This is a genomic window from Pseudomonas sp. GW821-FHT07G06 (assembly GCF_058986625.1).
In genome coordinates, this window is record NZ_JBYSVW010000003.1 from 222,212 (window position 1) to 247,825 (window position 25,614).

25 protein-coding genes are annotated in these 25,614 nt (G+C 61.1%); 10 read left to right on the top strand and 15 right to left on the bottom strand.

All coding sequences use genetic code 11. The annotated features are described in order from the left end of the window. Positions 1-6 precede the first annotated feature (6 nt). Complete coding sequence (gene rep / locus AC3WJW_RS07640) at positions 7-2,016, bottom strand: DNA helicase Rep (RefSeq protein WP_007975144.1); 2,010 nt, start codon at positions 2,014-2,016, stop codon at positions 7-9. A 264-nt stretch (positions 2,017-2,280) separates the two neighbouring features. On the opposite strand from rep, the gene AC3WJW_RS07645 reads away from it, so the two are divergent. Next, positions 2,281-3,954 carry a putative bifunctional diguanylate cyclase/phosphodiesterase gene (locus AC3WJW_RS07645; RefSeq protein ID WP_102699678.1) on the top strand — a complete coding sequence of 558 codons (1,674 nt, stop codon included), beginning with the start codon at positions 2,281-2,283 and terminating at the stop codon, positions 3,952-3,954. Positions 3,955-4,089: 135 nt separating this feature from the next. Here the strand turns inward: AC3WJW_RS07645 and AC3WJW_RS07650 are convergent, their stop codons facing one another. After that, the gene (locus AC3WJW_RS07650) at positions 4,090-5,487 is read right to left on the bottom strand and encodes a NorM family multidrug efflux MATE transporter (protein ID WP_095964442.1); all 1,398 of its coding nucleotides are present in this window, start codon (positions 5,485-5,487) and stop codon (positions 4,090-4,092) included. A 159-nt stretch (positions 5,488-5,646) separates the two neighbouring features. On the opposite strand from AC3WJW_RS07650, the gene AC3WJW_RS07655 reads away from it, so the two are divergent. Further along, positions 5,647-6,567, top strand: a complete 921-nt coding sequence (locus tag AC3WJW_RS07655; protein ID WP_218481080.1) for a LysR substrate-binding domain-containing protein — start codon at positions 5,647-5,649, stop codon at positions 6,565-6,567. Between the two features lie 82 nt (positions 6,568-6,649). Here the strand turns inward: AC3WJW_RS07655 and AC3WJW_RS07660 are convergent, their stop codons facing one another. The 3 genes from AC3WJW_RS07660 to AC3WJW_RS07670 form a co-directional block, all read right to left on the bottom strand. Further along, positions 6,650-8,143 carry a YifB family Mg chelatase-like AAA ATPase gene (locus AC3WJW_RS07660; protein ID WP_493725629.1) on the bottom strand — a complete coding sequence of 498 codons (1,494 nt, stop codon included), beginning with the start codon at positions 8,141-8,143 and terminating at the stop codon, positions 6,650-6,652. A 283-nt stretch (positions 8,144-8,426) separates the two neighbouring features. After that, on the bottom strand, positions 8,427-8,948 hold the full coding sequence (locus tag AC3WJW_RS07665; protein ID WP_493725630.1) for a BRO-N domain-containing protein: 522 nt from the start codon (positions 8,946-8,948) through the stop codon (positions 8,427-8,429). 384 nt (positions 8,949-9,332) lie between these two features. Next, on the bottom strand, positions 9,333-9,593 hold the full coding sequence (locus AC3WJW_RS07670) for an accessory factor UbiK family protein (protein ID WP_007980822.1): 261 nt from the start codon (positions 9,591-9,593) through the stop codon (positions 9,333-9,335). Positions 9,594-10,012: 419 nt separating this feature from the next. Here AC3WJW_RS07670 and glnK point away from each other — a divergent pair, with 419 nt between their 5' ends. From glnK to sutA, 4 genes are all read left to right on the top strand, one after another. Next, on the top strand, positions 10,013-10,351 hold the full coding sequence (gene glnK / locus AC3WJW_RS07675) for a P-II family nitrogen regulator (protein ID WP_002555808.1): 339 nt from the start codon (positions 10,013-10,015) through the stop codon (positions 10,349-10,351). A gap of 35 nt (positions 10,352-10,386) precedes the next feature. Then, positions 10,387-11,724: an ammonium transporter gene (locus tag AC3WJW_RS07680; RefSeq protein WP_493725631.1), complete on the top strand. Its 1,338-nt coding sequence runs from the start codon at positions 10,387-10,389 to the stop codon at positions 11,722-11,724. A gap of 214 nt (positions 11,725-11,938) precedes the next feature. Continuing rightward, positions 11,939-12,364, top strand: a complete 426-nt coding sequence (locus tag AC3WJW_RS07685; RefSeq protein ID WP_429387068.1) for a secondary thiamine-phosphate synthase enzyme YjbQ — start codon at positions 11,939-11,941, stop codon at positions 12,362-12,364. A gap of 101 nt (positions 12,365-12,465) precedes the next feature. Next, positions 12,466-12,789 carry a dormancy-specific transcriptional regulator SutA gene (gene sutA / locus AC3WJW_RS07690; RefSeq protein WP_007989490.1) on the top strand — a complete coding sequence of 108 codons (324 nt, stop codon included), beginning with the start codon at positions 12,466-12,468 and terminating at the stop codon, positions 12,787-12,789. A gap of 147 nt (positions 12,790-12,936) precedes the next feature. Here the strand turns inward: sutA and AC3WJW_RS07695 are convergent, their stop codons facing one another. Genes AC3WJW_RS07695 through lptM form a run of 6 tightly spaced genes read right to left on the bottom strand, consistent with a single transcriptional unit; the run spans position 12,937 to position 17,547 of the window. Continuing rightward, positions 12,937-13,638, bottom strand: coding sequence for an HAD family hydrolase (locus tag AC3WJW_RS07695; protein ID WP_493725632.1), 702 nt, complete (start codon positions 13,636-13,638; stop codon positions 12,937-12,939). Further along, positions 13,635-14,534, bottom strand: a complete 900-nt coding sequence (gene xerC / locus AC3WJW_RS07700; protein ID WP_493725633.1) for a tyrosine recombinase XerC — start codon at positions 14,532-14,534, stop codon at positions 13,635-13,637. The genes AC3WJW_RS07695 and xerC overlap by 4 nt, the downstream gene beginning before the upstream one ends. 2 nt (positions 14,535-14,536) lie before the next feature. Further along, positions 14,537-15,262 carry a DUF484 family protein gene (locus AC3WJW_RS07705; RefSeq protein ID WP_007980809.1) on the bottom strand — a complete coding sequence of 242 codons (726 nt, stop codon included), beginning with the start codon at positions 15,260-15,262 and terminating at the stop codon, positions 14,537-14,539. A gap of 13 nt (positions 15,263-15,275) precedes the next feature. Continuing rightward, complete coding sequence (gene dapF, locus AC3WJW_RS07710) at positions 15,276-16,106, bottom strand: diaminopimelate epimerase (RefSeq protein ID WP_493725634.1); 831 nt, start codon at positions 16,104-16,106, stop codon at positions 15,276-15,278. A 4-nt stretch (positions 16,107-16,110) separates the two neighbouring features. Continuing rightward, a complete protein-coding gene (lysA, locus tag AC3WJW_RS07715) occupies positions 16,111-17,358 on the bottom strand; it encodes a diaminopimelate decarboxylase (RefSeq protein ID WP_218481086.1) in 1,248 nt (415 codons plus the stop codon). A 12-nt stretch (positions 17,359-17,370) separates the two neighbouring features. Continuing rightward, positions 17,371-17,547 carry an LPS translocon maturation chaperone LptM gene (lptM, locus tag AC3WJW_RS07720; RefSeq protein WP_007980804.1) on the bottom strand — a complete coding sequence of 59 codons (177 nt, stop codon included), beginning with the start codon at positions 17,545-17,547 and terminating at the stop codon, positions 17,371-17,373. Positions 17,548-17,842: 295 nt separating this feature from the next. Here lptM and cyaY point away from each other — a divergent pair, with 295 nt between their 5' ends. From cyaY to rnk, 3 genes are all read left to right on the top strand, one after another. Continuing rightward, positions 17,843-18,175, top strand: coding sequence for an iron donor protein CyaY (cyaY, locus tag AC3WJW_RS07725; protein WP_007980802.1), 333 nt, complete (start codon positions 17,843-17,845; stop codon positions 18,173-18,175). Between the two features lie 4 nt (positions 18,176-18,179). Further along, complete coding sequence (locus tag AC3WJW_RS07730; protein WP_493725635.1) at positions 18,180-18,401, top strand: DUF1289 domain-containing protein; 222 nt, start codon at positions 18,180-18,182, stop codon at positions 18,399-18,401. Positions 18,402-18,664: 263 nt separating this feature from the next. Further along, positions 18,665-19,075, top strand: coding sequence for a nucleoside diphosphate kinase regulator (rnk, locus tag AC3WJW_RS07735; RefSeq protein WP_007980800.1), 411 nt, complete (start codon positions 18,665-18,667; stop codon positions 19,073-19,075). A gap of 7 nt (positions 19,076-19,082) precedes the next feature. On the opposite strand, the gene AC3WJW_RS07740 is transcribed toward rnk, so the two are convergent. From AC3WJW_RS07740 to AC3WJW_RS07750, 3 genes are all read right to left on the bottom strand, one after another. Continuing rightward, positions 19,083-21,926 (bottom strand): class I adenylate cyclase, encoded by a 2,844-nt coding sequence (locus AC3WJW_RS07740; protein WP_493725636.1) that lies wholly within the window; start codon positions 21,924-21,926, stop codon positions 19,083-19,085. 194 nt (positions 21,927-22,120) lie between these two features. Further along, a complete protein-coding gene (locus tag AC3WJW_RS07745) occupies positions 22,121-22,366 on the bottom strand; it encodes a TIGR02647 family protein (RefSeq protein ID WP_007980796.1) in 246 nt (81 codons plus the stop codon). Between the two features lie 179 nt (positions 22,367-22,545). Continuing rightward, positions 22,546-22,830 (bottom strand): hypothetical protein, encoded by a 285-nt coding sequence (locus AC3WJW_RS07750; protein WP_007978820.1) that lies wholly within the window; start codon positions 22,828-22,830, stop codon positions 22,546-22,548. Positions 22,831-22,954: 124 nt separating this feature from the next. Between AC3WJW_RS07750 and AC3WJW_RS07755 the strand changes: the two genes are divergently transcribed. Then, positions 22,955-23,614 carry a glutathione S-transferase family protein gene (locus AC3WJW_RS07755; protein ID WP_493725637.1) on the top strand — a complete coding sequence of 220 codons (660 nt, stop codon included), beginning with the start codon at positions 22,955-22,957 and terminating at the stop codon, positions 23,612-23,614. A 103-nt stretch (positions 23,615-23,717) separates the two neighbouring features. On the opposite strand, the gene argH is transcribed toward AC3WJW_RS07755, so the two are convergent. After that, positions 23,718-25,112: an argininosuccinate lyase gene (gene argH / locus AC3WJW_RS07760; protein ID WP_493725638.1), complete on the bottom strand. Its 1,395-nt coding sequence runs from the start codon at positions 25,110-25,112 to the stop codon at positions 23,718-23,720. Positions 25,113-25,614 lie beyond the last annotated feature (502 nt).

The window sequence follows — 25,614 nt, forward strand, 5'->3', positions numbered from 1 at the left end:
TCAATTCTAGCGCTTTAACATCGCGCGTATATCTGCCAATGCGTTGTTGCCCCGCACGGCTTTGACTTCGGTCGGTGTGTCGTCGTTGCCTTCCCAGGCCAGATCGTCCGGTGGCAACTCATCGAGGAAGCGGCTCGGCGCGCAATCGATGATCTCGCCGTACTGCTTGCGCTTGGCCGCGAAGGTGAAGGCCAGGGTCTGGCGGGCGCGGGTAATGCCCACGTAGGCCAGGCGACGTTCTTCTTCGATGGTGTCGGCTTCGATGCTGGAGCGGTGCGGGAGGATTTCCTCCTCCATGCCCATGATGAACACGTAGGGGAATTCCAGGCCCTTGGACGCATGCAGGGTCATCATCTGCACGCCTTCGGCGCCGTCTTCCTCTTCCTGCTGACGCTCGAGCATGTCGCGCAGGACGAGTTTGCCGATGGCGTCCTCGACGGTCATTTCGCCTTCTTCGTCTTTTTCCAGGGTGTTCTTCAGCGCCTCGATCAGGAACCACACGTTACCCATGCGGTAATCGGCGGCCTTGTCGCTGGAGCTGTTGGTGCGCAGCCAGTTCTCGTAGTCGATGTCCATGACCATGCTGCGCAGGGCCGAGATCGGGTCTTCGCCGGCGCACTGCTCGCGCACCCTGTCCATGAAGCGCTTGAAGCGCGACAGGCGATCGGTGAAGCGGCTGTCCAGATGCTCGCCCAGGCCGATTTCGTCGGTGGCGGCGTACATCGAGATCTTGCGTTCAGTGGCGTAGTTACCCAGTTTCTCCAGCGTGGTCGAGCCGATCTCGCGGCGCGGCACGTTGATCACCCGCAGGAAGGCGTTGTCGTCATCCGGGTTCACGATCAGGCGGAAGTAGGCCATCAGGTCTTTCACTTCCTGGCGGCCGAAAAAGCTGTTGCCGCCGGACAGGCGATACGGCACCTGGTGGTGCTGCAATTTCAGCTCGATCAGCTTGGCCTGGTAGTTGCCGCGATAGAGGATCGCGAAATCGCTGTACGGACGGTCGGTGCGCAAGTGCAGGCTGAGGATTTCCATGGCCACACGCTCGGCCTCGGCATCCTCGTTGCGGCAGCGGATCACGCGGATCTCGTCGCCGTGGCCCATTTCACTCCACAGCTGCTTTTCGAATTCGTGGGGGTTGTTCGAGATCAGCACGTTGGCGCAGCGCAGGATGCGGCTGGTGGAGCGGTAGTTCTGCTCAAGCATCACCACTTTCAAGGACGGGTAGTCCTCCTTGAGCAGCATCAGGTTTTCCGGGCGGGCACCGCGCCAGGCGTAGATCGACTGGTCATCGTCGCCCACCACGGTGAACTGGTTGCGTTTGCCGATGAGCATTTTCACCAGCAGGTACTGGCTGGCGTTGGTGTCCTGGTATTCGTCGACCAGCAGGTAGCGCACCTTGTTCTGCCACTTTTCCAGGATGTCGGCGTGTTCTTCGAACAGCTTCACCGGCAGCAGGATCAGGTCGTCGAAGTCCACTGCGTTGAACGCCTTGAGCGTGCGCTGGTAGTGGGTGTAGACGATGGCGGCGGTCTGCTCCTTGGGGTTGCGCGCGTTTTCCAGGGCCTGGGCCGGCAGGATCAGGTCGTTTTTCCAGGCACCGATCATGTTCTTGATCTCGTCGACGCCGTCGTCGCCCGAGTATTCCTTCTGCATGATGTCGGTCATCAGGGCCTTGACGTCGGTCTCGTCGAAGATCGAGAAGCCCGGTTTGTAGCCCAGCCGCACGTGTTCCTTGCGGATGATGTTCAGGCCCAGGTTGTGGAAGGTGCAGACCGTCAGCCCGCGACCTTCACCGGCACGCAGCAGGGTGCCGACCCGTTCCTTCATCTCGCGGGCGGCCTTGTTGGTAAAGGTCATGGCGACGATGTACTGGGCGCGGATGCCGCAGTTCTGGATCAGGTGCGCGATTTTGCGCGTGATCACACTGGTCTTGCCGGAGCCTGCACCGGCGAGCACCAAAAGAGGGCCGCCGACGTAGCTCACGGCTTCTTGCTGCCGGGGATTGAGTCGGGACATAGGTAAATTCAGGAGTCAGTCACGAAATGGGCCGGCATTTTAACAGGCTCAGCGAATTGTGCTGCTCTGTCCGACTTGTGACGTACCGCGCGATCTGCAATTGCCGGTTTTGTTACTTTCACGCAGGATGCGCAACGAATTTGCGGCTAATGTTCGTAATTCCAGATACAAAGGGCTCGTTTTGATAACTGATGTCATTGTCATTAGTTATCGGGACGGCATAATGCCCGTCGCCTACATCTTTGCAGAGTCTAGGGAGCTAGCTTGTCTACGCCTGTCGAACCCTTGCGTTTGCTGCTACTGGCCGAAGAGCCAGCGTGGGCAGCGTTGTTGCGCGAGTGTCTGGCTCCGATGGGGAGCTCGGCCGTGCTCATCAGCGCGCCGAGTTGGGAGTCGGTCAGCAGCCTGTTCGATGACAACCGCAGCGCGGTGTTATTGACCATCCCGCAACTTCAACCGGCGCCGGGCCGTTGCAGCCTGCCGACGGTGTTGCTGCTCGACCATGAGCCGCTGACCCCGCCCGACGGTGTAAGTGACTGGCTGGTGCGCGATCATCTCGATCCGGGCATGTTGCGCCGTTGCCTGCGCCATGTGCGCGAACGTGGCGTTCTGGAAAACACCCTGCAACGTCTGGCCGAGCAAGATCCGCTCACCGGCATCGCCAACCGCCAGGGCTTTCAGACCCTGTTGACGGCGCGGTTGGCGGAAAACGACGGTCGCGGCCTGGCCCTCGGTCATCTCGACCTCGACAATTTCCGTTACGCCAACGACGCCCTCGGCCATCAGGCTGGTGACCGCCTGATCCTGCAAGTGGTGGCGCGACTCAAGAGCCAGCTTGAAGCCGGCGATCAACTGGCACGCCTGGGCAGCGATGAATTCGCGCTGCTGATCGACACCCGTCGCGCTCCCCAGCGTGCCGAATGGATGGCCGAGCGCATCAGCGAAGCGCTGGCCGAGCCCTATTGGATTGACGGCGAAAGCCTGTTGATCGGCTCCAGCCTGGGCATTGCCCACGCCCGGGCCCAGGCCGGCGCGGACCCGCTGATGTGGCACGCGCACATCGCCATGCAGCAGGCCAAAAGCACGCAAGGTTGCACCTTTCACATTTTCAACGAGCGCATCAATCGCAATGCCCGCAGCATCGCCGACCTCGAAACCGAACTGCGTCGGGCACTGCGCCGCGATGAGCTGGAATTGCACTACCAGCCACGGCTGAACCTTGAAGACGGACAGATCGTCGGCCTCGAAGCGTTGGTGCGCTGGCGGCATGCCGAGCGCGGCTTGCTGCCACCGAGCGAATTCGTGCCGCTGGCCGAGCAAAGCGGCCTGATCGTGCCGCTGGGCTACTGGGTGATTTCCCGGGCCTTGCGCGACATGCAGGCGCTGCTTGAGCTGGGTTTGCCGCCGTTGCACATGGCGATCAACCTGTCGTTCCGGCAGTTCCAGGACAGCCAGTTGCTGTCGACCCTGAGTCGCCTGATTGCCGAGCGCGGTGTCGAGGCGCAGTGGCTGGAGTTCGAACTAACCGAAACCGCCGTGATGCGCCGCAGCGATCTGGTCAAGCAGACCATGGACGCCCTCGGGCGCCTCGGTGTGCGCTTCTCCCTCGACGACTTTGGCACTGGCTTCTCGTCGTTCGTGCACCTCAACAGCCTGCCGATCACTTTGCTGAAAATAGACAAGAGCTTTGTCGGTGGCATGGAACAGCGTGAGGAAAACCGCAAGCTGGTCCACGCGATGATCAACCTGGCGCACAACCTCAACCTTGAGGTGGTCGCCGAAGGTGTGGAGACGCCGGAGCAACTGGATCTACTGCGTGGGTTCGAATGCGATCAGGTGCAGGGGTATTTGATCAGCAGGCCATTGCCGTTGGCCGAGCTGGTGGAGTATCTGATGTTTGGCTCCAGCCAGCAGCCGCCGCTGGAAGTCGTGATCTGATCACGAGTAATTGGTTGCCACGGAACCCTGTAGGAGCGAGCTTGCTCGCGATGGTCGTCAACGATAACGCTGGTTGGCATGTGCCCCGCGGCGTTCTCGGGTTTATCGCGAGCGGGCTCGCTCCTACAAGGGGTCTCAGTCAGGCTGAGCGACTTCGAAGCGCTGCTCTGACGTCGTTTCGCGCTTGATCATCCGCTTCATCTTCCACTCAAACCCCAGCGTCAGGCTCACCGCCGCACACGCCAGGCCCAACGCCAGGCCCCACCAGACACCCGTTGGCCCCCAGTCCAGGTGGAACGCCATCCACCACGCCGCCGGAGCGCCAATCAGCCAATAGCAGCCCAGGCCCACCAGGAACGTGGTCTTGGCATCCTTGAGCCCGCGAATGCAGCCCATGGCGATGGTTTGCGTGCCGTCGAACAGCTCGAACCATGCCGCCACCGCCAGCAGGCTCACGGCGAGGTTGATGACATCGCGGAACGCCGGGTCGTTATGGTCGAGAAACAAACCGACCAACTGATTCGGCAACAGCCAGAAGACCATGGCGAAACACAGCATCGCCGCCGCCCCGAACGCAATGCCGACCCGCCCGGCCAGCCGCGCATCCAGCAGTTGCCCGGCGCCGTAATGCTGACCGATACGCATGGTGATCGCATAGGAAATCCCCGCCGGCACCATGAACGCCACCGAGACGATTTGCAGGGCGATCTGGTGTGCACCCAGTTGCGTGCTGCCCATGGTGCCCATGCACAGCGCGGCGAAGGCAAACAGCCCGACTTCCACCGCGTAGGTGCCGCCAATCGGCAGGCCCAGGCGCCACAACTCCTTCAGGTACTGGCGGTTCAGGCGCGACAGGCCCTGACGCAGCGGATAGGCCTCATAAGCCGGATGCCGACGAATGTGCCACGCCAGCGCCAGGGCCATCAGGTTGGCGACAATCGCCGTGACCAGCCCGATGCCCATCAGCCCCAGCTTCGGCAGGCCGAACATGCCAGTAATCAGCGCATAGTTGAGCAGGAAGTTGGCCACGGTCCCGCCCAGGCTGATGACCATCACCGGTGTCGCGCGGCCAATGGCGCTGGTGAACCCGCGCAGGGCCATGAAGCTCAGGTAGCCGGGCAGGGCGAACGGCAGGAAGATCAAAAACTGCCCGGCCATCTGGACATTGCTTTCGGTCTGGCCGAACAGCAGCAGCACCGGTTTGAGGTTCCACAGCAGCAAACCGGCGACCAGCGCCATCAGCCATGCCAGCCACAACCCGGCCTGGGTCAGCCGGGTCGCCCCGAGAATGTCGCCGGCTCCCTGACGGATCGCCACCAGTGTGCCGACGGCAGCAATCACGCCGATGCAGAAAATCGACACGAACGAATAGGTCGCCGCGCCGAGCCCGCCACCGGCCAGTGCCTCGGGACTCAGGCGCGCCATCATCAGGGTGTCGGTGAGGACCATCAGCATGTGCGCCAACTGCGAGGCAATCAGCGGCCCCGCCAGCCGCAGGATGGCCCAGAGTTCAGTACGTGCTGGATGCTGCATGGTCATCACGCTCGAATATCAAAGGGGACAGGAAAGCACCGATTCTCGGCGCTCTGCGTGGTTTGCACAAAGGGATAATAAGGATGGATTGCATGATTTAAACTCATGCTGGAGACGTTTCTGCTAGGGTAGGCGAACCCCGCAGTAGGAGTATTCCCAATGTCCCGTCGTCTTCCTCCCTTGTATGCCCTGCGCGCATTCGAAGCGGCGGCGCGGCACAGTTCGTTTACCCGTGCGGCCGAAGAACTGTCGATTACCCAGAGTGCGGTCAGCCGACATATTCGTACGCTCGAAGAGCATTTTGCCTGCCGCTTGTTTCACCGCAGTGGCCGCAACCTGCAACTGACCGAGTCGGCCCGTTTGTTGTTGCCGGGTATTCGCGAGGGCTTCACTGCCCTGGAGCGCGCCTGCAATACCTTGCGCGCCGAAGACGACATCCTGCGCATGAAAGCCCCGTCGACCCTGACCATGCGCTGGTTGCTGGCGCGCCTCAGTCGCTTCCGTCATCTGCAACCGGGCAACGAAGTGCAGCTGACCAGTGCGTGGATGGACGTCGATTCCGTGGATTTCAACGACGAGCCGTTCGACTGCGCGGTGCTGTTAAGCAACGGACATTTCCCTCCGGACTGGGAAGCGAGTTACCTGTTCCCCGAGGAGTTGATCCCGGTCGGCGCGCCCAACCTGCGGGGCGACCAGCCCTGGGATGTCGAGCGCCTGAGCAACACCGAGTTGCTGCACCCGACGCCGGACCGCCGCGACTGGCGCAACTGGCTGGAGCGCATGGGCCTGGCCGAACAGGTGTCGCTCAAGGGCGGGCAGGTGTTCGATACCCTGGAACTGGGCATGATTGCCGCCGCGCGAGGCTATGGCGTGTCCATGGGCGATCTGCTGATGGTTGCGGAGGACGTGGCTCAGGGCCGCTTGAGCCTGCCGTGGCCGACAGCGGTGGCCAGCGGCCTGTGTTACTACCTCGTGTGGCCGAAAACCCGCCCCGGCGGCGAACGCATGCGCCGACTCAGCGACTTTCTGCAAAACGAAGTCCGGTCCATGGAATTACCGGATGTCGTGCATCTGAGTTGAACGATGTCTCCGCTTTCTCCCCTCAACGCCGTCCCCTGTGGGAGCGAGCCTGCTCGCGATGGGGGCAACGCGGTCTCGGCACTCACTGCGTGGCCGGCCGATACTGCAACGCCTCCGCCAAATGCTCACGACTGATCGCATCAACTTGTTCCAGATCCGCCAGCGTCCGCGCCACCTTCAGCAAACGGTGTGCCGAGCGCAGTGACAGGGTCAGTCGTTCACAGGCGGATTCCAGCCAGTGCTCGTCGGCTGTGGATAACTCGCAGTGCCGGCGCAGACCTGGCAGATCGAGAAACGCATTGGCACAACCCTGGCGCTTCTGCTGGCGTTCACGAGCCTCGGCGACAAGCACCGCAGCACTGGCGCTGTTCTCGCCTGGCTTCACTTTGGGATTCAACGCCGTGGCTTCCCGGGCGACAGTCAGATGCAGGTCGATGCGATCGAGCAGCGGCCCCGACAGCTTGTTGCGATAACGCTGCACCATGTCCGGCGTGCAGGAGCAGCGCCCGCTTGGCTCGCCAAGATATCCACAGGGACACGGATTCATCGCCGCCACCAACTGGAAGCGTGCCGGAAAACGCACGCGATCTTTCGCCCGCGAGATGACGATATGCCCGGATTCCATCGGCTCTCTCAGGACTTCCAATACTCTGCGTTCAAACTCGGGAAGCTCATCAAGAAACAGGACGCCGTGGTGGGCGAGGGTAATTTCACCCGGTTGCGGTTTCGAGCCGCCACCCACTAAAGCGGGGCCGGAGGCGGAGTGATGGGGCTGGCGAAAGGGGCGCTGTGGCCAGTGACGCAAGGGCACACAACTGGTGACCGATTGAATCGCCGCCACTTCCAGCGCCTCGCTTTCGGACAGCGGCGGCAGCAGCCCCGGCAAGCGACTCGCCAGCAAGGTTTTTCCGGTCCCCGGGGGACCACTGAGTAACAGGTTGTGAGCGCCTGCAGCCGCAATCAGCAGCGCACGCTTGGCCGCCAGTTGCCCTTGCACTTCATTCAAGTCGGGATAAGGTTTGCTGGCGCAGAGCAGTCCATCGGAAGTATAAGGCTCGATTGGTGTATGCCCGTTGAAGTGCGCGACGGCCTCCAGCAAGTGGTCAACAGCAATCACTTTCAGTCCCGACGCCAGGCACGCTTCCTCAGCGTTCGCCCGTGGCACCATCAGCCAGCGCCCGGCCTTGCGCGCCGCCAACGCCGCCGGCAACACTCCTCGAACTGCCCGCACCGCACCTGACAGGGCCAACTCCCCCAAACACTCCACGTCATCCAGTGTCAGCGTCGGCACCTGCACGCTGGCCGAGAGAATCCCCAGGGCAATCGCCAGATCGAACCGCCCACCATCCTTGGGCAAATCCGCCGGCGCCAGATTCAACGTGATCCGCCGCGCCGGAAATTGCAGCCCCGAATTGATGATCGCACTGCGCACCCGATCCTTGCTTTCCTTCACCGCCGCCTCGGGCAGGCCGACCATGGTCAGGGATGGCAGGCCATTGGCCAGATGAACTTCTACGGTGACGGCGGGTGCCTCCACGCCGATCTGGGCGCGGCTGTGGACGATGGAGAGGGACATGGTCGTTCCTTGAGATAAACGGGGGCCGCTTCCTGCGGGTTTTTGAAGGGTAGTCGTGGGAGGGCGTTGCGGTGTGGTGGCTGGGGCGGCAAACATTCACCGGATGTTGCGAGACCGACAGTCACCACCCTGTGGCGAGGGAGCTTGCTCCCGTTGGACGGCGTAGCCGTCCCTCTTTTGGGGCCGCTTCGCGACCCAACGGGAGCAAGCTCCCTCGCCACAGGTCATTCACCGCTCGGTCTGTTTCTGCAGGGTGGGTGCCGCATGAGTGAATTCTTTGGGCTCAGCGCGGTTGCAGTACCCGCGAAGCCCACCTCCACCACGGCTCGCTCACCGCATGCTGTGGTCGTTCGTGGTCAGGCAGCATCTGCGGCACATCCTGCAACCGAATCCACGGTTGGTTATTCCAGTGCAGCAGGCTCAACGACATTTCCGGCCAGTTGAGCAGGCTCAGTTGTGGGCGTTCGGTTGTGGTGGGGTGTTGGGCGTCTCGCAGGGCGGGGACGACTTCGTGGGTGAGCCATTCACGTAAGGCTCGGTATTCGGGGCAGTAGTGGTAGACGAGCATGGCGTAGACACCGGATTCGCTGATCAGCAGGGTGTTTTCGATGTGACCGTGGATGAGGGTTTTGGTGGTTTGGTATTGGTCGGGATCGAGTTTTCGGAGTTGGCGGTCGTTGAGGTGAATGCGGAGTAATCGGCCTAGGTCGCGGGCGCTGAACCAGGGTTGGTTTTGCAGGAGGAGGGCGTGGAGGTGGAGTTTGTGGCGGGTGAAGATGTGGGGTGTTAGATAGTTTTCGTCCATGTTGTAGTACCCAAAATCGCATGAAGGACACTGCCGCTTATCGTCGCCAAACAATAAGGGTGGCAGCTGTGCGCGGGTTGGCGAACCGGTGCATGCGAAAAACCGGCAGACCCGAAGGTCTCCCACGCCCAGCCGCCATAATTCGAAAGGGAAAATGCCCGATATCGAACGTGGTCACTGTGCGTCACATGCTATTCAGGTCGCCAAACCCAGTGCTGAACATTCAGCGGGGATGAGCTTAGAGACCGGATACCTGGCGACGCAATCGGACGGCGGTGTGATGTTTGTAGGACGTTGCCGGGATTTTTGCGGGGCTTGGGATCAGAAGATCGCAGCCTTCGGCAGCTCCTACAGGGGGCTGTGTTTCAAAGCGGGATTGATGGGTTATTCGGTTGGCGGATTCAGCTTCGCTTCCATCTCCGCGACCTTCGTTTCAAGAGCCTCCAGCCGCGCCCGCGTACGTGCCAGTACAACCATCTGGCTATCGAACTCTTCCCGGCTCACCAGATCCAGTTTGCTGAAGCCGCTCTGCAGCAACATTTTGAACTGGCTTTCGATTTCGGCTTTCGGCAGCGGCGTGTCGCCGCTGAAGAGGCGGGAGGCGGTGCCGGTCAGGGCGTCGAGGAAGTCTTTTGGCGCGAGCATGGGCAATGTCCTGGAAACAATGACGGGCAGTGTATCACGCAGTGTCTATAGTCATTTGCGCGGGCAAGGGGTGCACGGTTTTCGCGCATCGGGACGGACGGCGTCGCACCGTTGTTGTGCGTAACGTGCCGGGTGTTGTCGCGAAGTATCCGCTATCCGCCGGTAAAGGCTTGAAAACAGTCAGTTTTGTGGAGATGGCAAGCTTTCTGCTTAGATGCTGATGACCCATGCACTGATGCAGTCGCTGTGACGAATGCAGTGCGCCAGGCGAATCACGGGGAGTGCTTCGCAAGGAGCGGTTAGCTGGCGTCGGACGGGCAGGTAAGGCCGACGATGCGTTACAAAGCCAGGCACTGCGCTTAGACTTGAGTCGGGTTTGTTTTCCTGGGGCAAGTCCACCAATTCGGGAGAGAGTTTTCATGAAGCTAGTCACTGCCATCATCAAGCCGTTCAAGCTGGACGACGTACGCGAGTCGCTGTCCGAGATCGGCGTGCAGGGCATTACCGTCACTGAAGTCAAAGGCTTTGGCCGGCAGAAGGGGCACACCGAGCTGTATCGCGGCGCGGAATACGTGGTCGATTTCCTGCCCAAGGTGAAGATCGACGTCGCCATCGACGACAAGGATCTGGACCGGGTAATCGAGGCCATCACCAAGGCGGCCAACACCGGCAAGATCGGTGACGGCAAGATCTTCGTGGTCAATCTGGAACAGGCGATTCGCATCCGTACCGGCGAAACCGATACCGACGCAATCTAAGCCGCCACAAACCCAACGCCCCAGGAGAAAACAATATGACTCTGCGTAAATTCGCAGGGCTAGGAGCCCTGTTGTCCATCGTAATGCCCAGCCTTGCTTTGGCGGCAGACGAAGTGGCGGCTCCGGTCCTCAACTCTGGCGACACTGCCTGGATGTTGACCTCTACAGCCTTGGTGCTGTTCATGACCATTCCCGGTCTCGCGCTGTTCTACGGCGGCATGGTCCGGTCGAAAAACATTCTTTCCGTGATGATGCAGTGCTTCGCCATTACCGGTCTGATCAGCGTCCTGTGGGTCATCTATGGCTACAGCATCGCGTTCGACACCACCGGCATGGAGCAGGGCGTCGTCAACTTCAACTCGTTCTTCGGCGGCATGGGCAAGGCATTCCTGGCCGGTGTCACGCCAGCCAGCCTGACCGGTCCTGCGGCGCTGTTCCCTGAAGCGGTGTTCATCACCTTCCAGATGACCTTCGCCATCATCACGCCGGCGCTGATCGTCGGTGCCTTCGCCGAGCGGATGAAGTTCTCCGCGATGCTGGTCTTCATGGGCATCTGGTTCACCCTGGTTTACGCGCCGATTGCGCACATGGTCTGGTCCGGTAACGGCGGCCTGATGTGGGACTGGGGCGTTCTGGACTTCGCCGGCGGCACCGTGGTGCACATCAACGCCGGTGTGGCCGGTCTGGTTGCCTGCCTGGTGCTGGGCAAGCGCAAAGGCTTCCCGACCACGCCGATGGCACCGCACAACCTCGGTTATACCCTGATGGGCGCGGCCATGCTGTGGGTCGGCTGGTTCGGTTTCAACGCCGGTTCCGCCGCTGCGGCCAACGGTACCGCCGGTATGGCGATGCTGGTGACGCAAATCGCGACTGCCGCTGCTGCGCTGGGCTGGATGTTTGCCGAGTGGGTCACCCATGGCAAACCTAGCGCACTGGGCATCGCTTCGGGCGTGGTTGCCGGCCTGGTGGCAATTACCCCGGCTGCCGGCACCGTTGGCCCGATGGGCGCGCTGGTCATCGGTCTGTCGGCTGGCGTGGTGTGCTTCTTCTGCGCGACCACCCTGAAACGCAAGCTCGGCTATGACGATTCCCTGGACGCCTTCGGTGTGCACGGTATCGGCGGTATCCTCGGCGCAATCCTGACCGGTGTGTTCGCCGCGCCGTCCCTGGGTGGCTTCGGCACCGTGACCGACATCGCCGCACAAGTGTGGATTCAGTGCAAAGGCGTGGGATTCACGGTGATCTACACCGCGATCGCCACGTACATCATCCTCAAGGTGCTGGATGCGGTCATGGGTCTGCGCATCAATGAAGAAGAAGAGGCAGTCGGCATCGATCTGGCGCTTCACAACGAACGCGGCTACAACTTGTAAGCACGCGCATAAAAAACTTGCCCGGCTTGCCGGGCATTTTTTTGTCTGAAATTTGTCATTGAAGGGGGAACTGAAAGGTTTTTTCCTACAGGTTTTAAGATGTTTGCGTCGGGTGTTTTTGTGCGGTCGAAGGCTTACAGGATTGAAGGAATATTAGGGCCTTTGTTTTTTCCCAGAGCGCGCTAGAATGCGCCCCGAACGTGCGGAGAACTGTATGTGGCAACAGACTCTGATTACCTTGCGGGCGAGGCCCCGGGGCTTTCACCTGGTAACGGACGAGTTACTCGCCGGCCTGCCTGAACTCAAGGCGTGTCGGGTCGGTCTGTTGCATTTGTGGCTGCAGCATACCTCGGCGTCGTTGACCATCAACGAGAACGCCGATCCGGCGGTACGTCGCGACTTCGAACGGTTTTTCAATCGTCTGATCCCACAAGGAGCAGACGGCTATGAGCATAACGACGAAGGCCAGGACGACCTCCCGGCGCACTTCAAGGCCAGCGTGCTTGGCTGTCAGCTCAGTTTGCCGATTTCGGCAGGCCGGCTGGCGTTGGGAACCTGGCAAGGCGTTTACCTGGGCGAGCACCGCGATCATGGCGGTGCCCGTAAAGTCCTCGCCACCGTGCACGGTGAAGAGGCATAACCGCTGGTCAGCAGCGGCTGTTGATTTTTTTCCGGCAGCCTTCGACAGAGGGCAAAGCTGGGCTATAACTAATCTGCTTTTCGCAAGTCATGAGGTAGAACATGAGCGACGATGATCTGGAAAACGACGACCTCGAAGTAGGCGACGACGACGAAACCGAAGAAGGTCTGGAAGCAGCGGCGGAAGACGTCGCTGAAGACGACGGCGGTGATGCGCCGGTTCCGGCCGCCAAAGGCAAGGCCAAGGCAGCGGTATCGGTCGATGAGCTGCCGAGTGTCGAGGCCAAGAACAAGGAACGCGATGCCCTGGCCAAGGCCATGGAAGAGTTCCTTGCGCGTGGTGGCAAGGTGCAGGAAGTGGAGGCCAATGTGGTCGCCGATCCTCCCAAGAAGCCGGATAACAAGTACGGCAGCCGGCCTATCTGAGCCTGCTACCTGCTTGCTGAAAAAGCCCGCCGTCGCTGCGGGCTTTTTCATGGGTGATGGAAAAGCAAAAGATCGCAGCCTGCGGCAGCTCCTACAGGGGTACACAAAACCTTGTAGGAGCTGCCGCAGGCTGCGATCTTTTCCACATCACCTGGTATTCCACCGCGCCAACAACGCCGGCAATTCGGTCAGGCTGCAAATCTCGGCATCCGGCAACCGTTCCGCTTCCCAGACCTTGCCCGCCGGGTTGAACCAGATCGCCCGCATCCCCGCTTGTTGCGCACCGGCAATGTCATCGCCCGGATGATCGCCAATATGCACCGCCGTATCAGCCGTCGCGCCACCGCGTTGTAAGGCTTCATGGAACAGCCGCGCATCAGGTTTGGCGATGCCGATGTCTTCGGCGCACAACGCAAACTTGAAGTAGTCCGCCAGCCCCAGCCGACGCACATCGGCGTTGCCATTGGTGACCACGCCGAGGGCGTAATGGTTGGCCAGCAACTCCAGGGTCGGTTGCACCTCCGGAAATATTTCCAGCTGATGCCGGGCATGCAGAAACACTTCGAAACTCTGATCGGCCAGGTCCGACGCTTCGGCATGGGGATATCCGGCTTCTTCCAGGGCCTGGAACAACACGCGCCGGCGCAAGGCGCTGATGCGGTGCTTGAGGTTCGGTTCGATGCTCAGGATGCGTTCGCGTATGGCCCACAAATGTTCCACCGGCACCGCCCCCAGGTTGGGCGCATGTTCGGTCAGCCATGCACGCAATATGGCTTCGGCACTGACGATGACGGGTGCGGTGTCCCACAGGGTGTCGTCGAGGTCGAAGGTGATCAACTGAATGCTCATGAATCGTCGCCCTTAATGCGTTTGGCCCTTGGGTGGGCGCTGTCGTAGACCGTGGCCAGGTGCTGGAAGTCCAGGTGGGTGTAGATCTGCGTGGTCTTGATGTCCGAGTGCCCGAGCAGCTCCTGCACCGCGCGCAGGTCCTGGGAGGATTCCAGCAGATGGCTGGCGAAGGAGTGCCGCAGCATGTGCGGATGCAGGTTCTGTCCCAGTTCGCGCTCGCCGGCAGCCTTGACCCGCACCTGGATCGCTCGGGGGCCGAGACGTCGCCCCTGTTGGCTGACGAACACCGCATCGTCCGCCGGGTTGGCCATGGCCCGCAGTGGCAGCCACTGCTCCAGCGCTTCGCGGGCTTTTTGTCCCACCGGCAGCAGGCGGGTCTTGCTGCCTTTGCCGAGCACCTGGACCATGCCGTCGGCGAGGTCGAGTTGATCGAGGTTGAGCCCTGTCAGCTCCGACAGCCGCAGCCCGGAAGAGTAGAACAACTCCAGAATCGCCTGGTCCCGACGTGCCAGAAAGTCATCCTCCACACCACCTTCCAGCAGTTGCAGGGCGCGGTCGGTGTCGAGGGTTTTCGGCAGGCGGCGTTCACCTTTCGGCGGCGCCAGGCCATTGGCCGGATCGTGGTCGCACAGGCCTTCGCGATTGAGGTAGTGATAGAGCCCGCGAACGGCCGACAGCAATCGCGCCAGGCTGCGGGACGATTGCCCTTGGGCGTGCAGGCGGGCAATCAGGCTGCGCAGGCGCTGGATATCCAGCGCCGCCCAACTGCCGATGTTCTGTTTGACGCACCAGCCCAGCACTTTATCGAGGTCGCGGCGGTAGGCCGACAGCGTGTGCGGCGACACCTGCCGCTCACTGCGCAGGTGTTCGCAGTAAGCGTCCAGTTGTCGTTCCATGTTCAGCGTACCGAGCGCAGGGAATTGTTGACCCGTGGCAGCACGCGACCCATGACTTCAGCGATGTAGCTCAGGAACAAGGTGCCCACCGAGCTTTTGTAGTGCTGCGGATCACGGCTGGCGATGGCCAGGATGCCGTGGATGCCCTGGTGGCTGATGGCGACGACCGCGGTGGAGCCGATCTGCTTGCGCTGTTCTTCGCCGAACAGGAAGTCCAGTTCATGCTCGCGCAGGCTGCCGCTGACGCTTTTGTCTTCCGAGAGCAAGCCGCCGATGGCCACTTGCGCTTCGGCGTGAGTGGCCCAGCGGCCCACCGGCATGGCGTTGTCACCGAGCAGGATGAGGCTGACGAAGGGCACCTGGAATTCCTGGCGCAGGCTGTCTTCGACGCACATCACCACGTCTTCCAGGCTGGCGGCGTCCATCAGCGCGAGGATCAGGCGACGGGTCTTTTCGAACAGCCGGTCATTGTCCCGGGCCACGTCCATCAAATGCGACAGGCGATGACGCAGTTCAATGTTGCGGTCGCGCAGAATGGTCATCTGACGCTCCACCAGCGACACGGTATCGCCGCGTCGATGGGGAATACGCAGGGACGGGAGCAGCTCTTCGTGCTCGACGAAGAAGTCCGGATGAGCCTCCAGGTACGCGGCAACAGCCGCCGCCTCCAGGCTTTCGGACGGTGATTCGTCAGCTTGTCGTGCGGGTACCTGAGGCTTGTCTGTCATGGATTTCGCTCACTCAAAGACGCACTTGTCCTTCGTATACGCGCACTGCCGGGCCGGTCATCATCACCGGCTGGCCAGGGCCTGCCCATTCGATGGACAAGCGCCCGCCAGGCAGGTCGATCAATAGCGGCGAATCCATCCACCCCTGGCTGATCGCGGCCACTGCGGCGGCACAGGCGCCGGTTCCGCAAGCCTGGGTTTCCCCGGCTCCACGTTCCCAGACGCGCAACTGCGCGCGGCTCCGGTCGATGACCTGGAGAAAACCGACATTGACCCGTGCCGGGAAGCGCGGGTGATGTTCGATTTTCGGTCCCAGTTCATGCACCGGCGCGTTGTTGATATCGCTGACCCGCACCACGGCGTGGGGGTTGCCCATGGACACGGCGGCCAGATCGACCGGGGTGCCGTCGACGTCGACCTGATAACTCTGGGCCTGCTCCGGTGCCTGGAACGGAATATCCGCCGGCACCAGGCGCGGGGCGCCCATGTTCACGCTGATCTGGCCGTCGTTACGCACGTCCAGTTCGATGATGCCGCTTTTGGTCTCGACGCGAATCAGCCGCTTTGCGGTCAGGCGCTTGTCGAGCACGAAACGGGCGAAGCAGCGTGCACCGTTGCCGCACTGTTCCACTTCGGAACCGTCGGCGTTGAAGATCCGGTAGCGGAAATCCACGTCCGGATTGCTCGGTGCCTCGACGATCAGCAACTGGTCGAAACCGATGCCGGTGTGCCGGTCGCCCCATTGCTTGGCATGCTTGGGCAGGATGTGCGCGTGCTGGCTGACCAGGTCGAGGACCATGAAGTCATTGCCCAGGCCGTGCATCTTGGTAAAACGCAGCAGCATGGTTTTACTCCGGCAGCAGGCTTTCGCCAGCAAACAACTCGGCTACCGTTTCACGGCGACGCACTTCAAATGCCTGATCACCGTCCACCAACACTTCAGCGGTACGGCCGCGGGTGTTGTAGTTGGAACTCATGACAAACCCGTAGGCACCGGCCGAATGCACGGCCAGCAGGTCGCCTTCTTCCAGGGCCAGCTGACGATCCTTGGCCAGGAAGTCGCCGGTCTCGCAGATCGGGCCGACGATGTCGTAGGCGCGGGCTGCCGATTGACGCGGGCGCACGGCCGTGACGTCCATCCAGGCCTGGTACAGCGCCGGGCGGATCAGGTCGTTCATGGCGGCGTCGACGATGGCGAAGTCTTTGTGCTCGGTGTGCTTGAGGTATTCGACCTGGGTCAGCAATACACCGGCGTTGGCGACGATGAAGCGGCCCGGCTCGAACACCAGCGCCAGGTCGCGACCGTCGAGGCGTTCACGCACGGCCTTGATGTAGTCGCCAGCCAGTGGCGGCTCCTCGTCCTTGTAGCGCACGCCCAGGCCGCCACCGAGATCGATATGGCGCAGGTAGATGCCGCAATCGCCGAGGCGGTCGACCAGGCCCAGCAGGCGGTCGAGAGCGTCGATGAACGGCGGCAGGGTGGTCAGTTGCGAGCCGATGTGGCAATCGACGCCGACCACTTCCAGGTTCGGCAACTGCGCGGCACGCACGTACACGTCTTCGGCGTCGGCGATGGCGATGCCGAACTTGTTCTCTTTCAGACCGGTGGAAATGTACGGGTGGGTGCCGGCATCGACGTCCGGGTTGACGCGCAACGAAATCGGCGCCCGAACGCCCAGTTCGGCAGCGACCACTTGCAGGCGTTCGAGCTCGTCGGTGGATTCGACGTTGAAGCAGTGCACGCCGACTTCCAGGGCGCGACGCATGTCGTCACGGGTCTTGCCGACGCCGGAGAACACGATCTTGTCGGCGCTGCCGCCAGCGGCCAGTACACGCTCCAGTTCACCACGGGAGACGATGTCGAAACCGGCGCCCAGACGCGCCAGGACATTCAGGACGCCCAGGTTGGAGTTGGCCTTGACTGCGAAGCACACCAGGTGCGGCGTGCCAGCCAGCGCATCGGCATAAGCCAGGTACTGGGCTTCGATGTGTGCACGGGAGTAAACGTAGGTCGGCGTACCAAAGCGCTCGGCGATGGCAGACAGGGCAACACCTTCCGCGAACAGTTCACCGTCACGGTAGTTAAAAGCGTCCATGAGGTTCCCTTATTATTGGTAGACGTCGTGCTTGTGTGCTTTGGAGGCAGGCTGCTGCTGCGACGACTTGGCTTGCTCGACAGGGTCCTGGTCTTCATCGGGCAGGTACAGCGGGCCTTTTTGACCGCAGGCCGACACAAGGCAGGCAACCGCGAGGAGCGCAGCAAGGGAAGAGATCAGGCGCTTCATGGCGAAATCCTTGAAAATGCATTAATTGCGCCGGAGTATACCGGCCACCCGGCAGCTTGCCTATGCAACGGACCGCCCGTCCGGCGGGGGTTGGGCGGGTGCAGGTCGGTAACGTGCAATCCCTGTGGGAGCGAGCCTGCTCGCGAAAGCGGTGTGTCAGCCAACGAATAGGTTGAATGTACCTGCCATTCGCGAGCAGGCTCGCTCCCACAGGTCGTTATTCTTTGCATTCAGCAGGGCTCGGTCGTATCTTGCGGCGCTTGAGCCTGATCAGACACTTTTTGAGGTTGCCGTAATGAGTTTGTCCGAAGCGCGTTTCCACGACCTGGTCGATGCCACCCAGCAAACCCTGGAGGACATCTTTGACGACAGCGACCTGGATATCGACCTCGAAAGCTCGGCCGGTGTGCTGACCGTCAAGTTCGAGAACGGCAGCCAGTTGATCTTCAGTCGCCAGGAGCCGCTGCGTCAGCTGTGGCTGGCGGCGGTGTCCGGTGGTTTCCACTTCGACTACGACGAAGAAAGCGAGCGCTGGATGTGCGACAAGAGTGAAGAGCAGTTGGGTGAAATGCTCGAGCGAATCGTCCAGCAGCAGGCCGGCGTCGAGCTCGATTTCGAAGGCCTGTGAGATCGTGACCCAGCCTGCGTCTGTCCGCCCACCGAAGCCGCTCTACAGCAATGTCAGCCCGGCGGTGCCGTCGCCGTGCAGCGGTGTGTGTCGGCTGGACGAGCAGAAAGTCTGCCTGGGCTGCTTCCGCCATGTCGAAGACATCCGCGAATGGCGCTCGGCGGACGATGATCGCCGTCGTGTCATTTGCGCCCAGGCCTCTGAGCGCAAAGCCACCTCCCTGTAGGAGCTGTCGAGCGAAGCGAGGCTGCGATCTTTTGATCTTCAGCGTCTTCAGCAGCTTCAGGGCCGCCAAAAATCCAGATCAAAAGATCGCAGCCTTCGGCAGCTCCTACAGGGGGCGGTGCTGGCATCCGGCCCCGGCTTGTATATTTTTTGAGCTGTGATAGTGTCCAGATACGCCTCAACCCATCGAGGCTTGTGAAAACCCCGCCTTTTTCTGGCGGGGTTTTGCTTTTTTCGTGCAGAAGAAAGGAGTCTGCCCAGATCATGACCGCACCTTCCATCACCCTTACCCGTCTGGACGTCCAGCGTCTGGAGCGTCTGATCGACAGCCTGGACGACACGCTGCCGGGCGTTATTGCGTTGCAAACCGAACTGGATCGCGCCGATACCGTGGTCGGCCACGATGAAGTGCCGGCGGATGTCGTGACCATGAATTCCCGTGTGCATTGCCGGGAAGAAGGCAGTGGCAAGGACTACCACCTGACCCTGGTGTACCCCAAGGATGCGAATGCCGACGAAGGCAAGGTCTCGATCCTGGCACCGGTGGGCAGCGCGCTGCTCGGCCTGAAGGTTGGCCAGCATATCGATTGGCCAGCTCCGGGCGGCAAGACCCTGAAGCTGACGCTGCTGGAAGTCGAATCGCAGCCGGCCAATGGCGGCGCGTTCCCGGAGTGACATCCCCTCAGACCTGATCGAGCGCCTCGTTCAATGCCTGCTCCAGGTCTGCCTTGTAACGCAGGTACAAATGGGTGGAACTCTGCCCTTCGCCGAGCAGGCCTGACAGGTCGAGGTCGGTGATGTAGCAGCGGTAGCGTTCGGTTTCCCGGCGCTGCCCGACGATTTCCCGGGCGACCACGCTGAACAGCTGGTCGCCATGCTCCAGTTCGGAAAACTCCCGTTGATTGCAATACAACGTCACCTGCACCTGACCCGGTGCGGCTTTGCCGACGATCGCCTGCACGTCGTAAAACGGTTTGTTCGCTGGCGTCTGCGGCACCGGCCGGGGTTCAATGCGACGCGCCCGACCAGGGCCTGACGGCAACAGCTGGCAATACCGGGTGTCGAGGCTCAAGGGGTGGGCAGCGTCCATTGGCAACAGGGCATCGCGACGGTACTGGATCGATTGCAGGAAACGCTGCAGCGGCACCAGCAGGCTTTGCTCGTCGTGCCAGGGCAGACGTTGCTGCCACAGGGCGTTGAACTCATCGAGCACGTACAGATCGGCCTGATCTTCGTTGACCCGATAGAACACTTGGACGCAGTCCGGCTGGCCCGTTGGCAGGAACAGCGCAAGGTCGTGCTCTTCCAGTGCGTTTGGGTCCAGGTGAAGCGGGCTGTAGCTCGCCATTTCTTCACCCAGGTAGTCGATCAGCGCCGGCAGGGTGTCCAGTGCGATGTGCTGGACCTGTCCCGGCACCAGCTCCAGCACGTGGTAGTGCTGCTGGACCTGGATCAGGTAGCGGTGATTGAGCCGGCTCAGCAGCAGGTTCTGCGCGGTATCGAGGATGTCTTCCACCCGTTGGGCGATGAACTGCGCGCGGTTATGGCAGAAACAGCGCACCCTCAGCTTCGGCTGTTGCGGCCCGGCTGGCAGGTTGTTGAGATAATCGCGAATGCAGTCGAGCAGGGCGTGGGGGCCGTCGTAGCGAGCCACCAGCACTTCGTTCCAGCTATTGAGCGTGACCTGGTCCAGTGTCAGCACCAGGTTTTCCCGAACGCCGGCGTAGCTCAGGGAATCGGTGCGCTCGGTGGTCATCAGGATGTTCAGGTCACGATGGTGCTTGAGCGGATCGATCCCGACATTCACCAGAATCAGCACTTCACTCGGCACGCTGGCGCGCAGCAGAGGTTCTTCGGCGACGGTGGGCAAGGGCAGGGCGATAGTCTGTTGCAGGCTGCCGAGCAGGTTGAACAGCTCGAACTCGCTCAAGTCGCTGGTGCCAGGGTGCAGGGCCAGGCGTGTACTGCTGTCGATTACGCCATTGCGGTGGCACCAGGTCAGCAGCTCAAGCAAGTGACGGCTGCGTTTGATCGGCGCGAAATGTTCCCACTCCAGCGCCGTCAGGCTGCCGTTGTACACACCCCACTGGCTTTGCCCCGATTCTTTCCTGTTCGGCGCGTGCACCAGCGTCAGGGTGTCTTCAGCCAGGTCCGGGGCGATACCGGGGTTGATGAATTCGACTTTGCCGGCCTTGCGCTCGAAAGCGGCGTATAGCCGACGCCCGAGGACGCTCAGGTCGCGCTTGTTGATGCGGCTGACCGTTTGCTCCTGTCGGGCAAACTGGGTGAGGAAGCGGTAGCTGTAGTTCAGTTCATTGACCAGCGCCCGCCGCTCGGAGCCGACCTGGCGGACTTTCCACTGACTGCGGCTATCGAGCAGGGCCAGTTGGCGCTGGTCCCAGCGCCATTCATGGGCCAGACGCTCGAGCAAAGAGCGTTGCCAGCTCTGGGTACGGCTGCTGCCGGTCAGTTTGCGATTGACCTTCAGGTACAGCGCGCGACGCACCAGTTCCAACCGTTCCGGTTCGTTGCGGGCGATCAGGTATTCCTCGATGCGCCGGTACACCACGACGTACGGGTCCAGCTCGTCGAGGTCGAGCCGGTTGGCGAACACCGCTTGCTTGAAGCGCAGGCTCAGGCAATGGACCCTGGGGTGTTCACTGGCATATACCTCGGTCAGCAGCAGCTTGAGTACCGACTTGTAGGGCGACTCGATGCCCTTGAACAACTGCCAGAGCCCGGCGCCGATAAATTCGCCGGGCGGGATAAAGGCCAGGTTGCCAAGGTCGAGGGTTTCATCGGCGCGGATAAAGCGCTTGGAAATCAAGGTATGGGTGTAGCGGTCGTAGCTCGATTCTTCGTAGACCGGCACCAGCCACCAGATCGGCGTACGCCCGGCCAGCCAGATTGCGGTGCGGTAAAACTCATCCAGCAACAGGTAGTGCTGGGTGGTACCGCAATCCTCCGAACTCAGTTGGGTATCGCGCTCGCCACGGACGAAACGGGTCGGTTCGATCAGGAAAAAGTGTGCTTCGGCGCCCTGACTGGCGGCCCAGGCTTCCAGCAGCTGGCATTTTTTGCGCAGTTCGGCGAGTTCGTTCTCGGTCAGGTCCGGCCCATGGCAGACCCACACATCCATGTCGCTCTGGTCGGCCTGGGCCAGGGTGCCGAGGCTGCCCATCAGGAACAGTCCATGAATCGACCTCGGCGGGTTGCTGCCGTGGCGAGGCTTGTAGGAAAACGAGCGGGTCAGGCGCTGGGCTTCTGCGAGGACATTGGCGTCCGGTTCGAAATTCGACAGCCCCGCCGGCGTACTGCCGGAAACGTAGCCGGGCAATAGCGGATGATTAACGTGGAAAAACAGCGGCAGCAAGGTCAGGACCCCTTGCTGGCGGGTCGACAAGCCTTCCATGGCGCGCGCCATGCGTCCTTCGTTGAGTTTCAGAAAACGTGCGCGCAGCTGGCTGAGAACCTTGCGGTCGATTCCCTCGTCCAGATCGGGGCGGATTTCATGGGTGCGCGTCATGTCAGCTCAAACCGGCTCGCAGGGCTCGGACGTGGGGCTCTTCGGATGAGGGGCAGTTTAGCGCCTTGAGGCGAGGACTTTTAAGCTGATTTATTTTTCTGACGTCAGATTTTTATCGGTGGAGACAGAAATCAGGGGGGGATGTGCCCGCGGAAATCCCTGGATCGGGGTCTCCGTGGGCGATGCGGCAGAATTCAGGCTGTTACTTCGGCGTTAAGAATAGTCAGCACGCTTTGCACATTTTGCGCGGCATCACGACCCAGGCTGGTCAGGTAACCGCCATCAGGCTGGTCGGTCAGTTCTTTTTCAAAGAGGCGTTTGGCGGCGGCAATGTGTTTCGGGGCAGCGGTCTGATGAATTTTCAGACCTTCCTGGGAACTGTCCAGGTTGAAGAGTGCGAGGACTTCCAGTTCGGCAACCAGCTCAGGGGTAAGCGACATAAGGACTCCAGACTTTCTAGGAATTGGACGACAGCGCTCCTAAGGTGAACCCGCTTGTCCGGCATGTCCAGTGCTGGCGACAGAGATTTTTGACTCGCATAAAAAGATCGCAGCCTGCGGCAGCTCCTACGTGGATCGCATTCCAGGTAGGAGCTGCCGCAGGCTGCGATCTTTTGATCTTACTGCTTTTGCGGCGGCAGCTCGGGCAACGCGCGCAGCGCAGCTTCGTACCATTCGGTATTGAACGCGCGGTCTTCTTCGAGGATCGCGTCGATTTCTACCGCCAAAACGTGAGCCATCAGGTTGAGAATCTCTTCCCGCTCGTAGCCCACCAGGGTCAGCTTGTTGAAGGTCGCCTTGGCCGCTGGCGGGTTGTCGCTTTCGATCTGATTTTCGATAGCTTCGATCAAGGTATTTTCGGCGAATTCTTCTTCGTCGTCTTCGATGTCGATTGGCTCGCTCATGGCAGGCTCCTCAGGGAAAGGCAGCCAGTTTACCTGTATTCATTGGCGTGATGCTGCTGGCAAGAAACCCTCGAGCGTTCTATAAACAGGCACTGCCCACCCCGCATGGCCTGGAGGCTTTGTGATGATCAAGCTTTATGGATTCTCCGTCAGTAACTACTACAACATGGTCAAACTGGCGCTGCTGGAAAAAGGACTGCCTTTCGAAGAAGTGCCGTTTTACGGCGGCACCGCCCCCGAAGCACTGGCCATCAGCCCGCGTGGAAAGGTCCCGGTGTTGCACGTAGAGCAGGGATTCATCAATGAAACCAGCATAATCCTTGAGTACCTCGAACAAAATCACAACGGCACGCCGCTGCTGCCGAGCGACCCGTTTGAGCGCGCGCAGGTGCTGGCACTGGCCAGGGAAATCGAGCTGTATATCGAACTGCCAGCGCGAGCCTGCTATGCCGAAGCGTTTTTCGGCATGACCCTGCCGGATGCGATCAAGGAAAAAACCAAGGCCGAATTGTTGCTGGGGATGGCTGCGCTGGGCCGGCACGGCAAATTCGGCCCTTACGTGGCTGGTGACAGCTTGAGCGTGGCGGATCTGTATTTCCTGTTCAGCGTGCCGCTGGCGTGTGGGGTCGCCAAGAAGTTGTTTGGCATCGATCTATTGGCCGAGATGCCGAAGGCCAAGGCGTTGCTGGAGTTTTTGGGGGGTAATCCGAATGTGCAGCGTGTGGCGGCTGATCGGGAAGCGGCGATGCCGGCGTTCATGGCGATGATTGCTGCCAAGAGGTAGGTTTTGTAGCGTTTGGAAGTCAGTCATCGCGAGCAGGCTCGCTCCCACATTGGATTGGGTTCACACATCAAACCCTGTGGGAGCGAGCCTGCTCGCGAAGCTTTTAACGGCTGGCGAGCAGCGCCTGACCGCGAGCCACAGCAGCCTTCACCTGCGCCGGCGCGGTGCCGCCGATGTGGTTACGGGCATTGACCGAGCCTTCGAGGGTCAGCACGGCGAACACGTCCTGATCGATCTGGTCGCTGAACTTGCGCAGTTCTTCCAGGCTCATTTCCGCCAGGTCCTTGCCGCTGTCCACGCCGTACTTGACGGCGTGACCGACGATTTCGTGGCAATCACGGAATGGCAGGCCGCGACGCACCAGGTAGTCGGCAAGGTCGGTGGCGGTGGAGAAGCCGCGCAGGGCTGCTTCGCGCATCATCGCGTGCTTGGGCTTGATCGCCGGCACCATGTCGGCAAAGGCCCGCAGCGAGTCGCGCAGGGTGTCGGCGGCGTCGAACAGCGGTTCCTTGTCTTCCTGGTTGTCCTTGTTGTAGGCCAGGGGCTGGCCTTTCATCAGGGTCAGCAGGCCCATCAGAGCGCCGAATACGCGACCGGTCTTGCCGCGCACCAGCTCCGGCACGTCGGGGTTTTTCTTTTGCGGCATGATCGAGCTGCCGGTGCAGAAACGGTCGGGCAGGTCGATGAACTGGAATTGCGCGCTGGTCCACAGCACCAGCTCTTCGGAGAAGCGTGACAGGTGCATCATCGCGATGCTGGCGGCCGAGCAGAATTCGATGGCGAAATCGCGATCGGAGACGTTATCCAGCGAATTGCCGCCAACCGCGTCGAAACCCAGCAGTTGGGCGGTGTATTCACGATCGATCGGGTAGGTGGTGCCGGCCAGTGCCGCGCTGCCCAGCGGCATGCGGTTGGTACGCTTGCGACAGTCGACCAGGCGCTCGTAGTCGCGGCTGAGCATCTCGAACCAGGCCAGCATGTGGTGCCCGAAGGTCACTGGCTGGGCCGTCTGCAGGTGGGTGAACCCCGGCATGATGCTGGCGGCTTCGCGCTCGGCCTGCTCCAGCAAGCCTTTTTGCAGGCGAGTGATTTCGGCCAGGATCAGGTCGATTTCGTCCCGCAACCACAGGCGGATATCGGTGGCGACCTGATCGTTACGGCTGCGGCCGGTGTGCAGTTTTTTACCGGTCACGCCGATGCGGTCGGTCAGCCGCGCCTCGATGTTCATGTGGACGTCTTCAAGGTCGATGCGCCAGTCGAACTGGCCGGCATCGATTTCACCCTGGATGGTCTTCAGGCCATCGATGATGCTGTCGCGCTCGGCATCGGTCAGCACGCCGACCTTGGCCAGCATGGTGGCGTGGGCGATAGAACCCATGATGTCGTGGCGATACAGGCGCTGGTCGAAAGTGACGGAGGCGGTGAAGCGGGCGACGAAGGCGTCGACGGGTTCACTGAAGCGGCCGCCCCAGGACTGATTGGTCTTGTCAGTGCTCATGAATTCGCTCGTATCGGCTTGAAGAAAGAAGGCGTGGAACGCTGGCGCGGATAATAACAGGGTTGCCAACCCTGTCGCTGACACTGGTCGATACGTTTTTTGGTGTAGGAGCGAGCTTGCTCGCGATGAACCTGAAGTCGACGCGTTTATCCAGGAGGCACGCGTTATCGTTAACGCCCATCGCGAGCAAGCTCGCTCCTACGTTAGCGCAACGATATTTTTCAATTGAGCAATAACGTCCCGGCAACCGTCTACAGTTGGACAGTAGGATCAGCGCACTTCTCGGTGCAGCCGCTGACCAGAAGAAGAGGGGGGGTGTTCATATTGCATATCAGCAAACCCTGTGGCGATGTGTCGCCAATGCGGGCCTGGGCCGCCAATCGCCCGGCAGATGAAAATTTAGCCGCCGGACCAGCGGCACTTTTTGACGCTCGGGCTAGTCTTAGCGTGGATCGCGGTGACGGACGTCACTTCACCTGTCTACGCTATCCTTGTGCGAGAC

Coding starts and splice junctions, on each gene's coding strand:
- sutA (WP_007989490.1), top strand. CDS start 12,466: ATGAGCGACGATGATCTGGAAAACGACGACCTCGAAGTAGGCGACGAC.
- glnK (WP_002555808.1), top strand. CDS start 10,013: ATGAAGCTAGTCACTGCCATCATCAAGCCGTTCAAGCTGGACGACGTA.
- AC3WJW_RS07750 (WP_007978820.1), bottom strand. CDS start 22,830: ATGAGCGAGCCAATCGACATCGAAGACGACGAAGAAGAATTCGCCGAA.
- AC3WJW_RS07705 (WP_007980809.1), bottom strand. CDS start 15,262: ATGACAGACAAGCCTCAGGTACCCGCACGACAAGCTGACGAATCACCG.
- argH (WP_493725638.1), bottom strand. CDS start 25,112: ATGAGCACTGACAAGACCAATCAGTCCTGGGGCGGCCGCTTCAGTGAA.
- lptM (WP_007980804.1), bottom strand. CDS start 17,547: ATGAAGCGCCTGATCTCTTCCCTTGCTGCGCTCCTCGCGGTTGCCTGC.
- AC3WJW_RS07665 (WP_493725630.1), bottom strand. CDS start 8,948: ATGGACGAAAACTATCTAACACCCCACATCTTCACCCGCCACAAACTC.
- xerC (WP_493725633.1), bottom strand. CDS start 14,534: ATGGAACGACAACTGGACGCTTACTGCGAACACCTGCGCAGTGAGCGG.
- cyaY (WP_007980802.1), top strand. CDS start 17,843: ATGAGTTTGTCCGAAGCGCGTTTCCACGACCTGGTCGATGCCACCCAG.
- AC3WJW_RS07685 (WP_429387068.1), top strand. CDS start 11,939: ATGTGGCAACAGACTCTGATTACCTTGCGGGCGAGGCCCCGGGGCTTT.
- AC3WJW_RS07695 (WP_493725632.1), bottom strand. CDS start 13,638: ATGAGCATTCAGTTGATCACCTTCGACCTCGACGACACCCTGTGGGAC.
- rnk (WP_007980800.1), top strand. CDS start 18,665: ATGACCGCACCTTCCATCACCCTTACCCGTCTGGACGTCCAGCGTCTG.
- dapF (WP_493725634.1), bottom strand. CDS start 16,106: ATGCTGCTGCGTTTTACCAAGATGCACGGCCTGGGCAATGACTTCATG.
- AC3WJW_RS07680 (WP_493725631.1), top strand. CDS start 10,387: ATGACTCTGCGTAAATTCGCAGGGCTAGGAGCCCTGTTGTCCATCGTA.
- AC3WJW_RS07660 (WP_493725629.1), bottom strand. CDS start 8,143: ATGTCCCTCTCCATCGTCCACAGCCGCGCCCAGATCGGCGTGGAGGCA.
- AC3WJW_RS07670 (WP_007980822.1), bottom strand. CDS start 9,593: ATGCTCGCGCCAAAAGACTTCCTCGACGCCCTGACCGGCACCGCCTCC.
- AC3WJW_RS07655 (WP_218481080.1), top strand. CDS start 5,647: ATGTCCCGTCGTCTTCCTCCCTTGTATGCCCTGCGCGCATTCGAAGCG.
- AC3WJW_RS07650 (WP_095964442.1), bottom strand. CDS start 5,487: ATGCAGCATCCAGCACGTACTGAACTCTGGGCCATCCTGCGGCTGGCG.
- AC3WJW_RS07740 (WP_493725636.1), bottom strand. CDS start 21,926: ATGACGCGCACCCATGAAATCCGCCCCGATCTGGACGAGGGAATCGAC.
- rep (WP_007975144.1), bottom strand. CDS start 2,016: ATGTCCCGACTCAATCCCCGGCAGCAAGAAGCCGTGAGCTACGTCGGC.
- AC3WJW_RS07745 (WP_007980796.1), bottom strand. CDS start 22,366: ATGTCGCTTACCCCTGAGCTGGTTGCCGAACTGGAAGTCCTCGCACTC.
- AC3WJW_RS07755 (WP_493725637.1), top strand. CDS start 22,955: ATGATCAAGCTTTATGGATTCTCCGTCAGTAACTACTACAACATGGTC.
- lysA (WP_218481086.1), bottom strand. CDS start 17,358: ATGGACGCTTTTAACTACCGTGACGGTGAACTGTTCGCGGAAGGTGTT.